The sequence below is a fragment of the Pedobacter sp. HMWF019 genome, from assembly GCF_003061025.1.
GTDB lineage: Bacteria > Bacteroidota > Bacteroidia > Sphingobacteriales > Sphingobacteriaceae > Pedobacter.
In genome coordinates, this window is sequence record NZ_QAIL01000169.1 from 1 (window position 1) to 13571 (window position 13571).

Consider the following 13571-nt stretch of genomic DNA (forward strand, 5'->3'; position numbering starts at 1 on the left):
GTGTAAAAACCGTCAATTTTTTTTTGAAAATAATTTTGGATAGAAGATTTATTCTTGTAGATTTGCATTCCATTTCGGAACAGGGGTTACCTCTTAAAGAAACGGAAAGGTTCTGTGAAAGTTTAAAATTTATATCAATTACATGAGTTTTACGAAACAAATGTAGTATATAAGCCTCCTTAGCTCAGCTGGTAGAGCAACTGACTTGTAATCAGTAGGTCATTGGTTCGATCCCGATAGGAGGCTCTTTTAATCCGCGTAGTGATACGTGGCGGTTAAAAGATGGGGAGATACCAGAGTGGCCAAATGGGACAGACTGTAACTCTGTTGTCGCAAGACTTCGAAGGTTCGAATCCTTCTCTCCCCACAGTTAAAAAAGCGGAAGTAGCTCAGTTGGTAGAGCGATAGCCTTCCAAGCTATAGGTCGCGAGTTCGAACCTCGTCTTCCGCTCTAAATTGGAAAAGTTGGGCAGTCGGCAGAGATTGTGGAGTTAAGTCTTAATAAAATGACTTAAATGATCATGCTGCTGAGATTAAAAAGCCGAAGTAGCTCAGCGGTAGAGCACTTCCTTGGTAAGGAAGAGGTCGTGGGTTCAAGTCCCATCTTTGGCTCAGGAAATAAGGAACTTTGTTAAATCTGTAATAAAGGCAGGGTGAACAAGGTTTTTTGTATTGAAATAGTATCAAAACAATAAATTAAAATAAAAGTTAACCTACTAATAAGTATAAAAACATGGCAAAAGAAAAGTTTGACCGCAGTAAGCCGCACTTAAATATCGGTACAATCGGTCACGTTGACCACGGTAAAACAACCTTAACAGCAGCTATCACTAAGGTCTTGGCTGATGCTGGTTTAACTGAGGCTCGTTCATTTGATTCGATTGACTCAGCTCCTGAGGAAAAAGAAAGAGGTATCACTATTAATACAGCACACGTTGAATATTCAACAGCTAACCGTCACTATGCACACGTTGACTGTCCAGGTCACGCGGATTATGTGAAAAACATGGTTACTGGTGCTGCGCAAATGGATGGAGCTATCATCGTAGTTGCTGCTACAGATGGTCCAATGCCACAAACTCGCGAGCACATCCTATTGGCTCGTCAGGTAGGTGTTCCTTCATTAGTTGTATTCATGAATAAAGTGGATATGGTTGATGATCCTGAGTTATTGGAATTAGTAGAGATGGAAGTTCGTGAATTGTTATCATTCTATGAATTCCCTGGTGATGATATTCCTGTTATCCAAGGTTCTGCTTTGGGTGGTTTGAATGGCGATCCGAAATGGGTTGGTAAAATCATGGAATTAATGGATGCTGTAGATAGCTACATTCCAATTCCTCCACGTTTAACTGAGCTTCCATTCTTGATGCCTGTTGAGGACGTATTCTCGATCACTGGTCGTGGTACTGTTGCAACTGGACGTATTGAGCGTGGTGTAATCAACTCTGGAGATCCTGTTGAGATCCTGGGTATGGGTGCTGAAAATCTTAAATCAACTGTTACAGGTGTTGAGATGTTCCGTAAGATCCTTGATTATGGTGAAGCTGGTGATAACGTAGGTTTATTGTTACGTGGTATTGAGAAAACTGATATCCGTCGTGGTATGGTTATCTGCAAACCAGGTTCTGTAACTCCTCACACTGATTTCAAAGCTGAGATCTATGTATTATCAAAAGCAGAAGGTGGTCGTCACACTCCATTCTTCAACAAATACCGTCCACAATTCTACTTCCGTACCACAGACGTAACAGGTGAAATTTCACTTGCTGAAGGAACTGAAATGGTTATGCCAGGTGATAACGTTACGATCACTGTTAAATTGATCAACGCTATTGCAATGGAAAAAGGTCTACGTTTCGCTATCCGTGAAGGTGGTAGAACAGTAGGTGCTGGTCAGGTAACTGAAATCTTGAAATAGTAAACAGAACAACTAAGTACATCGTATTTAGTTAAGTATAAAAACTTAGTACTTAAACAAAGAAGTTTAAGTTAAACCAAAGGTTTAAGTACTAAGTTATTTCATACACGGGCATAGTTCAATGGTAGAATAGAGGTCTCCAAAACCTTTGATCAGGGTTCGAATCCTTGTGCCCGTGCAAAAACTTAAATATGGCTAGCGTAGTTCAATTCATTAAAGAATCATATGAAGAAATGACCCAGAAGGTTACTTGGCCTGCATGGGGAGAATTGTTAAATTCTGCAGTGTTGGTTCTAGTGGCTTCATTCATCATAGCAATCGTTGTGTTTGCGATGGATAAGGGCTCTACTTTTGTTTTAGATACTTTTTATAAATCACTTTCTAATTAATATATATAGCTAAAATGAACGATCAGTTAAAGTGGTATGTAGTTAGAGCTGTTAGCGGAAAAGAGAAGAAGGTTAAGCAGTATATCGATTCTGAAATTAGTCGTTTAGGTTTTTCACATCTTGTTCCTCAGGTATTGATCCCAATGGAGAAATACTATCAGATGAAAGATGGCAAGAAAATTGCTAAAGAACGTAACTTCTATCCCGGTTATGTTTTGATAGAAGCTATATTAGACGGAGAGTTGGAGCACATTATTAAAGGTGTTAATAGTGTGATCGGCTTTTTAGGAGATAAAGGCGGAAATCCGGTACCTATGCGTCAGGCAGAGGTTAATCGTATTTTAGGCAAGGTTGATGAGATGAGCCAACAAGGTGAGACCATGAATATTGCCTATTATGTTGGAGAGAATGTTAAGGTTATGGACGGTCCGTTTAATGGTTTTACCGGCGTAATCGAAGAGGTTAATGAAGAAAAGAAGAAATTGAAAGTTATGGTTAAGATCTTTGGTCGCAAAACACCACTGGAGCTTAACTATATGCAAGTAGAGAAAGAATAAAATAATGGTCTGAAAGGATCGTTATTTATTTCTATATAAGAGCTTAAATGTTACATGCTTCCAATATTTAACATTGAGTATTACAATTAACAAAACAAAAAATGGCAAAAGAAGTCAGTGCGCTTGTTAAATTACAAATCAAAGGTGGAGCTGCAAATCCATCACCTCCGGTAGGACCTGCATTGGGTGCTAAAGGGGTGAACATTATGGAATTTTGTAAGCAATTCAATGCTCGTACCCAAGATAAGCCCGGTAAAGTATTACCAGTTGTAATTACTGTTTATGCTGACAAGTCTTTCGAATTTATCATCAAAACCCCTCCTGTAGCCATCCAGTTAAAAGATGCTACTAAATTACAGAGTGGTTCTGCTGAGCCCAACCGTAAGAAAGTTGGTTCGGTGACTTGGGATCAGGTAAAATCGATTGCTGAAGATAAGATGACAGACTTAAATGCCTTCACTATCGAATCAGCAATGAGTATGGTTGCCGGTACAGCACGCAGTATGGGAATCACCGTTAGCGGTGACGCACCCTGGAACAATTAATTAACAAAAAACAGTTTACAACAGTGGCTAAATTAACAAAAAATCAAAAAAAGGCACATGCTAAACTAGAAGCCGGTAAATCGTATTCTTTACAGGATGCGGCTGCTTTGGTAAAAGAGATCACTACAACTAAATTTGACGCTTCGGTTGATATCGACGTTGCTTTAGGTGTAGATCCACGTAAAGCCAATCAAATGGTGCGTGGTATTGCTACTTTACCTCACGGCACTGGTAAAACTGTACGCGTTTTAGTTCTTTGTACTCCTGATAAGGAAGAAGAAGCTAAAGCTGCCGGTGCAGATTTCGTAGGTTTAGACGAGTATGTAGCCAAGATTGAAGGTGGATGGACTGATGTTGACATTATTATCACTACTCCTGCTTGTATGGCAAAAGTAGGTAAACTAGGACGTGTTTTAGGTCCTCGTAACCTTATGCCAAACCCTAAGTCGGGTACTGTAACCAATGAAGTTGGTAAAGCAGTAACTGATGTTAAAGGTGGGAAAATTGATTTTAAAGTTGACAAAACAGGTATCATACACGCTTCAGTAGGAAAAGTATCATTCCCAGCAGAAAAAATATATGAAAATGCCCTTGAAGTTCTTCAGGTAATTTCTAAATTAAAACCTTCTGCTGCAAAAGGAACTTATTTTAAGAGCATTCATGTTTCTTCAACAATGAGTCCTGGAATAGCAGTCGAAACTAAATCAGTAGCGGGGATCTAATTATGAACAGAGAAGAAAAACACGAACTAGTTTCAGCTCTTCAAGAGAAAATGCAAGAGTTTGGCAACTTTTATATTGCCGATACTTCAAGCTTATCTGTTGAGAAAGTAAATAATATCCGTCGCAAATGTTTCGAAAGCGGTATCGAAATGCAGGTAGCTAAAAATACTTTGATCAGAAAAGCGATCGAAGGATTAGAAGGCGATGCATCAGAGATCTTTGCAGCACTTAAAGGTCAGTCAGCTTTATTATTCTCAACTACAGGTAATGCTCCGGCAAAACTGATCAAAGCGTTGAGAAAAGGATCTGATAAACCAGTATTGAAAGCGGCTTATATCGATTCATCAGTTTATGTTGGTGATAACCATTTAGATGCATTAGTAAGCTTGAAATCAAGAGAAGAGCTTATTGGAGACATCATTGGATTATTACAATCGCCAGCTAAAAATGTTGTTTCAGCCCTTAAATCAAGTGGTGGCAAAATTGCAGGAATTGTTAAAACTCTTCAAGAAAGAGAAGGTTAAGGAACACCTTATAAGTTCATATTATTAAATTATTTTACGTAAATTTTTAAAAATCTATAAAATGGCAGATTTAAAAGCGTTTGCTGAGCAATTGGTAAACTTAACAGTTAAAGAAGTTAACGAATTAGCTCAAATCTTAAAAGACGAGTATGGTATTGAACCAGCTGCTGCTGCAGTTGCTGTTGCAGGTCCTGCTGCTGATGCTGCTCCTGCAGCTGAAGAAAAAACTACTTTTGATGTAATTTTGAAAGAAGCTGGTGGTCAGAAATTAGCAGTTGTTAAATTGGTAAAAGACTTAACTGGTTTAGGTTTGAAAGAAGCTAAAGATCTAGTTGATGGTGCACCTAAAGAATTAAAAGCTGGTGTTGCTAAAGACGAAGCTGAAGCTTTGAAAAAACAATTAGAAGAAGCTGGAGCTGTAGTTGAAATTAAGTAATCGCTTAATTTTAATATAACTTTAACATAGACTCCGACTATTACAGTCGGAGTCTATACCTGTTTATAAACATTTCATTTAGTTTGATTGATGAAATGCATGTAGCGGCAAATCAAACAAATAGTTTATTCTTAAAGTAAATTAACTTTAGTCCATTGGCAAATAAAGTCGACCAAAGAGTAAATTTTGCACGTAGTAAGCACATCATAGATTATCCTGATTTTCTTGATGTACAGTTGCAATCATTCAGAGAATTTTTTCAGATAGAAACCACTTCAGACAACCGTCATACAGAAGGACTGTTTAAGGTATTTGCTGAAAACTTCCCAATCACTGATTCCAGAAATATTTTTGTTCTGGAGTTCCTTGATTATTTTATTGATCCACCGCGTTATGATATACCTGAGTGTATTGACCGTGGATTGACTTATAGTGTTCCATTAAAAGCAAAGCTGAAGCTTTCTTGTAATGATGCTGAACACGAAGATTTTGAAACCATCATCCAGGATGTGTATTTAGGCACCATACCATATATGACGCCTAAAGGTACGTTTGTGATTAATGGTGCAGAGCGCGTTATTGTTTCGCAGCTGCATAGATCTCCGGGTGTGTTCTTCGGTCAGAGCCGTCACACCAATGGTACTAAGCTTTACTCTGCCCGTGTAATTCCTTTTAAAGGGTCTTGGATTGAGTTTGCTACTGACGTTAATAACGTCATGTATGCTTATATCGACCGTAAGAAAAAATTCCCGGTAACTACTTTATTGCGTGCTATCGGTTACGATTCTGATAAAGACATCCTTGAATTGTTTGACCTGGCCGATGAGGTTAAGGTAAGCAAATCCGGATTGAAGAAATATATCGGCCGTAAACTTGCTGCAAGGGTATTAAGAAAATGGGTTGAAGATTTTGTGGATGAAGATACCGGTGAGGTAGTTTCTATAGATCGTAACGAAGTGATCTTAGACAGGGATACTGTTTTAGAAGACGAACACATTGATCTGATCATTGATGCTGGTGTTAAAACAATCATCTTGTCTAAAGATGATGGTGCCAGCCAGGCAGATTATACCATTATATATAATACTTTACAAAAAGATACTTCTAACTCTGAAAAAGAGGCGGTTGAAAACATCTATCGTGCTTTGCGTAACGCAGAACCACCTGATGAGGAAACTGCAAGGGGTATCATCGAGCGTTTGTTCTTCTCGGATAAACGTTATGACTTGGGAGATGTAGGTCGTTACCGCATCAACCGTAAGTTGAAAATGGATACACCGGATGATGTAAAAGTATTGACAAAAGCGGATATTATTGCGATTGTTAAATACCTGATCAAATTAATCAACTCTAAAGAAGAGGTGGATGATATTGATCACTTGTCCAATCGTCGTGTACGTACGGTAGGTGAGCAGCTTTATGCTCAGTTTGGTGTAGGTCTTGCCCGTATGGCCCGTACGATCCGTGAGCGTATGAACATCAGAGATAATGAGGTGTTTACTCCAACTGATTTGATTAATGCCCGTACTTTATCGTCGGTGATTAACTCTTTCTTTGGTACTAACCAGTTGTCTCAGTTCATGGACCAGACCAATCCATTGGCAGAGATTACGCACAAGCGTCGTTTATCAGCCTTAGGTCCAGGTGGTCTTTCACGTGAGCGTGCAGGTTTCGAAGTACGTGACGTTCACTATACACACTATGGCCGTCTGTGTACCATTGAAACACCAGAGGGACCAAACATTGGTTTGATCTCTTCTCTTTGTGTTCACGCTAAGATCAATAATTTAGGATTTATAGAGACCCCGTACAAAAAAGTTGAAAACGGTGTTGTTGCTGTAGATGAACCGGTTATTTATCTTTCTGCTGAAGATGAGGATGGTAAAACTATTGCTCAGGCAAATGCGGAATATGATGATAAAGGTAATTTCACCACGCCACGTGTTAAAGCACGTTACGAGGGTGACTTCCCGATCATTGAACCAGAGAAACTGGATTTAATGGACGTGGCACCAAATCAGATTACTTCTATTGCAGCTTCATTGATTCCTTTCCTGGAGCATGATGATGCGAACAGGGCCCTGATGGGATCTAACATGCAACGTCAGGCCGTACCATTGTTACGTCCTGAGGCGCCGATTGTTGGTACTGGTTTGGAAGGCCGTGTTGCACGTGACTCCAGAACTTTGATCAATGCTGAAGGTAACGGTGTTGTTGAATATGTTGATGCAAATGAGATCACCATTAAATACGAAAGAAATGACGGCGATCGTTTAGTTTCTTTTGAAGGTGACAGCAAAACTTATAAATTAATTAAATTCAAGAAAACCAACCAGAATACTTGTATCAACTTGAAGCCAATCGTTAAGAAAGGTCAGAAAGTAGTAAAAGGACAAGTACTTTGCGAAGGTTATGCTACTGAAAACGGTGAGTTGGCATTAGGAAGAAACTTAAAGGTTGCTTTCATGCCTTGGCAAGGGTATAACTTTGAGGATGCGATCGTAATTAATGAGCGTATTGTTAGAGAAGATATCTTTACTTCACTGCACATTGAAGAGTTTGAACTGGAAGTACGTGATACAAAACGTGGAGAAGAGGAGTTAACACCAGATATCCCTAACGTTTCTGAGGAAGCAACTAAAGATTTGGACGAAAACGGTATTATCCGTGTAGGTGCTGAAGTTAAAGAAGGAGATATCCTGATTGGTAAGATCACTCCTAAAGGAGAATCTGATCCTTCACCGGAAGAAAAACTGCTTCGTGCCATCTTTGGTGATAAAGCAGGAGATGTAAAAGATGCGTCTTTGAAAACTCCTCCTTCTATTAAAGGTGTGGTTATTGATACCAAATTATTCTCCAGAGCTAAGAAAACTACGAAAGCGGAAGAGAAATCTGCGATCGAGAAATTGGACAAGAGATATAACCTGGCTGTTGAGAACCTGAAAAATGAACTGGTAGATAAATTGTTCCAGATCGTGAATGGTAAAACCTCACAAGGTGTATTTAACGTTTACAAGGAGCTATTGTTCCCTAAAGGAGCGAAGTTTACACAGAAGAGCTTAGCAGAATTGGAATATGCCCACATCAATCCATACAAATGGACTACAGATGATGATAAAAACGATCAGATCAAAATGTTGTTGCACAACTATGGTATTCGTGTAAACGAAGAACTGGGTGCTTACAAACGTGATAAGTTTGCGATCAGTGTAGGTGATGAGCTTCCTTCTGGTATTGTTCAGATGGCTAAAGTTTATGTAGCTAAGAAACGTAAACTGAAAGTAGGAGATAAGATGGCGGGACGTCACGGTAACAAAGGTATTGTTGCACGTATTGTACGTGATGAAGACATGCCTTTCTTGGATGACGGAACTCCGGTTGATATTGTATTGAACCCACTGGGTGTACCTTCTCGTATGAACTTGGGACAGATCTATGAAACTGTGCTTGCATGGGCTGGAAAAGAGCTGGGTGTGAAATTTGCAACCCCGATCTTTGATGGTGCTAAACATGATGAGGTAGAAGAGTGGATCGCTAAAGCTGGTGTACCTGCTTCAGGAAGAACTTATTTGAACAATGGTTTAACTGGAGACAGATTTGATCAGCCAACTACAGTAGGTATTATCTATATGCTGAAACTGGGACACATGGTTGATGATAAGATGCACGCCCGTTCAATCGGACCGTACTCTTTAATTACCCAGCAACCATTAGGTGGTAAGGCTCAGTTCGGTGGTCAGCGTTTTGGTGAGATGGAGGTTTGGGCATTGGAGGCATTTGGTGCTGCCAATATCCTGCAAGAAATCTTAACAGTGAAATCTGATGATGTGATCGGAAGAGCAAAAACCTACGAAGCGATTGTAAAAGGTGAAAACCTTCCTACGCCAGGTGTACCAGAATCATTCAATGTATTGGTTCATGAGTTACGCGGATTAGGTTTAGATATTACGTTAGACTAATGTTTTAAGTATTGAGCAGTGTCTGCTTCGGCCGGCACTGCTTAAAACTTGAGACTTACAACTCAAAAAGATATGTCTTACAAAAAGGATAATAAATTAAAAAGCAACTTCACCTCAATTACCATTAGTTTGGCCTCTCCTGAAGCAATTCTGGAGCGTTCAAGTGGTGAGGTGTTGAAACCTGAAACCATTAACTATCGTACTTACAAGCCTGAACGTGACGGTTTGTTCTGCGAGCGTATTTTTGGTCCGGTTAAAGATTACGAATGTCATTGCGGTAAATACAAACGTATCCGTTATAAAGGTATTGTTTGTGACCGTTGTGGTGTGGAAGTAACAGAGAAGAAAGTACGTAGAGAGCGTATGGGACACATCAATTTGGTGGTTCCTGTAGCGCACATCTGGTATTTCCGTTCTTTACCGAATAAAATCGGATACTTATTGGGCTTGCCAACCAAGAGACTGGACCTGATCATTTACTACGAGCGTTATGTAGTAATCCAGGCTGGTTTAATGGGCGAACAAGGTATTCAGTACATGGATTTCTTAACTGAAGAAGAATATTTAGATATTCTGGATAAGTTGCCTAAAGAAAACCAATACCTGGATGATAAAGATCCTAACAAATTCATCGCTAAAATGGGTGCTGAAGCGTTAGAGGATTTACTGAAACGTATTGATTTAGATACTTTATCATATAACTTACGTCACCAGGCTGCAAATGAGACTTCTCAGCAACGTAAAAATGAGGCTTTAAAACGTCTTCAGGTTGTTGAAGCTTTCCGCGGATCAAGAACACGTATTGAGAATAATCCAGAGTGGATGATCATTAAGATTGTTCCGGTTATTCCACCAGAATTACGTCCTTTGGTTCCTTTGGAAGGTGGTCGTTTTGCGACTTCGGATTTAAATGATCTTTACCGTCGTGTAATTATCCGTAACAACCGTTTAAAACGTTTGATTGAGATCAAAGCTCCGGAAGTAATTTTACGTAACGAAAAACGTATGTTACAAGAGGCAGTTGACTCTTTATTTGATAACTCACGTAAAGTAAATGCTGTTAAAACGGAAGGTAACCGTGCCTTGAAATCTCTTTCTGATATTCTGAAAGGTAAACAAGGACGTTTCCGTCAAAACTTATTAGGTAAACGTGTGGATTATTCTGCCCGTTCTGTAATTGTTGTAGGTCCTAACCTGAAATTGCATGAATGCGGTTTACCTAAAGATATGGCAGCTGAGCTGTTCAAACCGTTCATCATTCGTAAAATGATTGAAAGGGGTATCGTGAAAACGGTTAAATCTGCAAAGAAAATCGTTGACAGAAAAGATCCTCTGGTTTGGGACATCCTTGAAAACGTATTAAAAGGACACCCGGTATTGCTTAACCGTGCACCTACGTTGCACAGACTGGGTATCCAGTCTTTCCAGCCTAAGTTGGTAGAGGGTAAGGCGATCCAGTTGCACCCACTTGTATGTACGGCCTTCAACGCGGATTTTGACGGTGACCAGATGGCAGTTCACTTACCTTTAGGTAATGCTGCAATTTTGGAAGCCCAGGTACTGATGCTTGCTGCGCATAACATTCTGAACCCGGCGAATGGTACGCCAATTACTGTACCTTCACAGGATATGGTTTTGGGTCTTTATTATATTACTAAAGGCCGTAGAACTGACGAAACAAGAGTAGTTAAGGGACAAGATTCTATCTTCTATTCTCCGGAAGAGGTGATCATTGCTTATAATGAGAAGCGTATTGATCTTCATGCATTTATTAAAGTTAAAGTAAATGTAAAAGAGAATGACGGAAGTATTGTAAATAAACTGATTGATACTACAGTTGGTCGTGTACTGTTTAACCAAATGGTACCGGAAGAAGTAGGTTATATCAATGAATTGCTGACCAAGAAATCTTTAAGGGATATTATTGGTGAGGTGGTGAAAATCACCGGTATGGCGCGTTCTTCAAGATTCTTGGATGACATTAAAGAATTAGGTTTCCAAATGGCATTCAGAGGAGGTTTATCATTTAATTTACAAGATGTAAACATCCCTGTTGAGAAACATGCTTTATTAGAGCAGGCTTCTGCAGAAGTTGAAGAGGTAAGGAATAACTATAATATGGGATTCATTACCAACAACGAGCGTTACAATCAGATCATCGATATCTGGACCCGTATCAATAACCGTCTTACTTCTTATGTAATGACGCAGTTATCGAGCGATAACCAGGGATTCAACTCTGTGTATATGATGCTTGATTCCGGAGCCCGTGGTTCTAAGGAGCAGATTCGTCAGCTGTGCGGTATGCGTGGTTTGATGGCTAAGCCTCAGAAATCAGGTTCAGGTGGAGAGATTATCGAAAACCCGATCTTATCAAACTTTAAAGAAGGTCTGTCTGTATTAGAGTACTTTATCTCTACTCACGGTGCCCGTAAAGGTTTGGCGGATACGGCGTTAAAAACGGCTGATGCTGGTTACCTGACCCGTCGTTTACATGACGTTGCTCAGGATATGATTGTTAACTCTGAAGATTGTGGTACTTTAAGAGGTATGTTTACTACTGCCCTTAAAGATAACGAGGATATCGTGGAGCCGTTGTATGACAGAATTTTGGGTCGTATTTCTCTTCATGATGTATTCAACCCACTTGATGGTGAGCTATTGGTTGGAGCTGGACAGGATATCGATGAGGATATTGCGAGAGCAATTGACGAGTCTCCACTGGAAGGTGTTGAAATCCGTTCAGTACTGACTTGCGAAAACAAGCGTGGTGTTTGTGCACTATGTTACGGACGTAACCTGGCAACTGGTAAACGTGTTCAGAAAGGTGAGGCTGTTGGTGTTATTGCAGCACAGTCTATCGGTGAGCCGGGTACACAGTTAACTTTACGTACGTTCCACGTGGGTGGTACGGCGTCTAACATCGCGGCTGAATCTCAGATCATTGCGAAGTTTGACGGTGTGATTGAATTTGAGAATGTTCGTACAGTAGAACACGTTACAGAAGATGGTGCAAATCAAATTGTTCTTGGCCGTTCAGGTGAGTTCAAGATTGTAGAGGCCGGAACGGGTAAAGTGATCATGACCAACAACATTCCTTACGGTTCATTCCTATATGTTGAAGACGGTGCAAAAATTACCAAAGGCGATAGAATTTGTTCGTGGGATCCATACAACGCGGTTATTATTTCCGAGTTTGCGGGTAAAATCGAATTTGATGCAATCGTTGAAGGGGTTACTTTCCGTGAAGAATCAGATGAACAAACTGGTCACCGTGAGAAAGTAATTATTGACACTCGTGATAAAACTAAAAACCCTTCTGTAAGGGTAGTAGATAAAAAAGGTGAATTGATCAGAGCCTATAACATTCCTGTTGGTGCACACATTGCTATCGACGAGGGTGAAGCGGTAAGAACTGGTCAGATCCTGGTTAAAATTCCTCGTGCAACTGGTAAAACCAGGGATATTACGGGTGGTTTGCCTCGTGTAACTGAGTTATTTGAGGCTCGTAACCCTTCTAACCCTGCTGTTGTTACGGAAATTGACGGTGTGGTAACTTTAGGTGGTGTTAAACGTGGTAACCGTGAGATGACCATCGAATCTAAAGACGGAGAAGTTAAAAAATACCTTGTTCCATTGTCTAAACACATCCTGGTTCAGGATAATGACTTTGTGAAAGCGGGTATGCCATTATCTGATGGATCTATTTCTCCTGCAGACATCCTTGCAATTAAAGGACCTGCAGCAGTTCAGGAATACCTGGTGAATGGTATCCAAGAGGTTTACCGTTTACAAGGTGTAAAAATCAATGATAAACACTTTGAAGTGATTGTACATCAAATGATGCAGAAAGTTCACATCGAAGATCCGGGAGATACTATTTTCTTAGAAAATAACCTTGCAGATCGTTGGGACTTTATGGTTGAAAATGATGAGATCTACGACAAAAAAGTTGTTGTTGAGGGCGGAGATTCAGCTACAATGAAGCCAGGTCAGATCGTTTCCCTGCGTAAACTTAGAGATGAAAATTCTCAATTAAAACGTAGAGATTTGAAACAAGTTGAAGTACGTGATGCAAGACCTGCAACAGCGAGTTCAATTCTTCAGGGAATCACCCGTGCTTCATTGGGAACTAAATCATTCATCTCAGCCGCTTCCTTCCAGGAAACTACAAAGGTGTTGAACGAAGCTGCAATTGCAGGTAAACGTGACAGCATGCTTGGATTGAAAGAAAACGTAATCGTTGGTCACCTGATCCCTTCTGGTACTGGTGTACGTGGCTACGAAAGAATCATTGTTGGTTCACAAGAAGAGTACGATAAATTGCTAGCTTCTAAACAAGAAGAAGCTGAAGCTTAAGATTCTTCAATCATCATAATTAAGCCCCTCTGCCCTAAAAGCGGAGGGGCTTTTTCGTATATAGGTAACAGTATAGGTAGTTTAAAATGAGCTGTTTTAATATTTATGTATATAGATATGAATATGTTTTATGCGTATTTAGGCTGTTTGATTTATATG

Annotated in this window: 9 protein-coding genes and 5 tRNA genes; all 14 read left to right on the forward strand. The window is 39.9% G+C overall.

Going from position 1 to position 13571, the window contains the following annotated elements; all coding sequences use genetic code 11:
* The first annotated feature begins 173 nt into the window (after nucleotides 1-173).
* Nucleotides 174-246, forward strand: a tRNA-Thr gene (locus tag DBR11_RS10960).
* A gap of 38 nt (nucleotides 247-284) precedes the next feature.
* A tRNA-Tyr gene (locus tag DBR11_RS10965) sits at nucleotides 285-367 on the forward strand.
* A gap of 11 nt (nucleotides 368-378) precedes the next feature.
* Nucleotides 379-451 (forward strand) — tRNA-Gly (locus DBR11_RS10970).
* A gap of 89 nt (nucleotides 452-540) precedes the next feature.
* Nucleotides 541-612 (forward strand) — tRNA-Thr (locus DBR11_RS10975).
* Nucleotides 613-733: 121 nt separating this feature from the next.
* Nucleotides 734-1921: an elongation factor Tu gene (gene tuf / locus DBR11_RS10980; protein ID WP_108552536.1), complete on the forward strand. Its 1188-nt coding sequence runs from the start codon at nucleotides 734-736 to the stop codon at nucleotides 1919-1921.
* 107 nt (nucleotides 1922-2028) lie between these two features.
* Nucleotides 2029-2099: transfer RNA gene (locus DBR11_RS10985), tRNA-Trp, on the forward strand.
* Nucleotides 2100-2112: 13 nt separating this feature from the next.
* Nucleotides 2113-2310 (forward strand): preprotein translocase subunit SecE, encoded by a 198-nt coding sequence (secE, locus tag DBR11_RS10990; RefSeq protein ID WP_108552538.1) that lies wholly within the window; start codon nucleotides 2113-2115, stop codon nucleotides 2308-2310.
* 14 nt (nucleotides 2311-2324) lie between these two features.
* Nucleotides 2325-2867, forward strand: coding sequence for a transcription termination/antitermination protein NusG (gene nusG / locus DBR11_RS10995; RefSeq protein ID WP_108552540.1), 543 nt, complete (start codon nucleotides 2325-2327; stop codon nucleotides 2865-2867).
* Between the two features lie 101 nt (nucleotides 2868-2968).
* Complete coding sequence (gene rplK / locus DBR11_RS11000) at nucleotides 2969-3412, forward strand: 50S ribosomal protein L11 (protein WP_108552542.1); 444 nt, start codon at nucleotides 2969-2971, stop codon at nucleotides 3410-3412.
* 23 nt (nucleotides 3413-3435) lie between these two features.
* Nucleotides 3436-4134, forward strand: coding sequence for a 50S ribosomal protein L1 (rplA, locus tag DBR11_RS11005; protein WP_108552544.1), 699 nt, complete (start codon nucleotides 3436-3438; stop codon nucleotides 4132-4134).
* Between the two features lie 2 nt (nucleotides 4135-4136).
* A complete protein-coding gene (gene rplJ, locus DBR11_RS11010; protein ID WP_108552546.1) occupies nucleotides 4137-4658 on the forward strand; it encodes a 50S ribosomal protein L10 in 522 nt (173 codons plus the stop codon).
* A 61-nt stretch (nucleotides 4659-4719) separates the two neighbouring features.
* Nucleotides 4720-5094, forward strand: coding sequence for a 50S ribosomal protein L7/L12 (gene rplL, locus DBR11_RS11015; RefSeq protein ID WP_108552548.1), 375 nt, complete (start codon nucleotides 4720-4722; stop codon nucleotides 5092-5094).
* A 155-nt stretch (nucleotides 5095-5249) separates the two neighbouring features.
* Nucleotides 5250-9053: a DNA-directed RNA polymerase subunit beta gene (gene rpoB, locus DBR11_RS11020; RefSeq protein ID WP_108552550.1), complete on the forward strand. Its 3804-nt coding sequence runs from the start codon at nucleotides 5250-5252 to the stop codon at nucleotides 9051-9053.
* A 72-nt stretch (nucleotides 9054-9125) separates the two neighbouring features.
* Nucleotides 9126-13412: a DNA-directed RNA polymerase subunit beta' gene (rpoC, locus tag DBR11_RS11025; protein ID WP_108552552.1), complete on the forward strand. Its 4287-nt coding sequence runs from the start codon at nucleotides 9126-9128 to the stop codon at nucleotides 13410-13412.
* Nucleotides 13413-13571: the final 159 nt, after the last annotated feature.

Coding starts and splice junctions, on each gene's coding strand:
- tuf (WP_108552536.1), top strand. CDS start 734: ATGGCAAAAGAAAAGTTTGACCGCAGTAAGCCGCACTTAAATATCGGT.
- secE (WP_108552538.1), top strand. CDS start 2,113: ATGGCTAGCGTAGTTCAATTCATTAAAGAATCATATGAAGAAATGACC.
- nusG (WP_108552540.1), top strand. CDS start 2,325: ATGAACGATCAGTTAAAGTGGTATGTAGTTAGAGCTGTTAGCGGAAAA.
- rplK (WP_108552542.1), top strand. CDS start 2,969: ATGGCAAAAGAAGTCAGTGCGCTTGTTAAATTACAAATCAAAGGTGGA.
- rplJ (WP_108552546.1), top strand. CDS start 4,137: ATGAACAGAGAAGAAAAACACGAACTAGTTTCAGCTCTTCAAGAGAAA.
- rplL (WP_108552548.1), top strand. CDS start 4,720: ATGGCAGATTTAAAAGCGTTTGCTGAGCAATTGGTAAACTTAACAGTT.
- rpoC (WP_108552552.1), top strand. CDS start 9,126: ATGTCTTACAAAAAGGATAATAAATTAAAAAGCAACTTCACCTCAATT.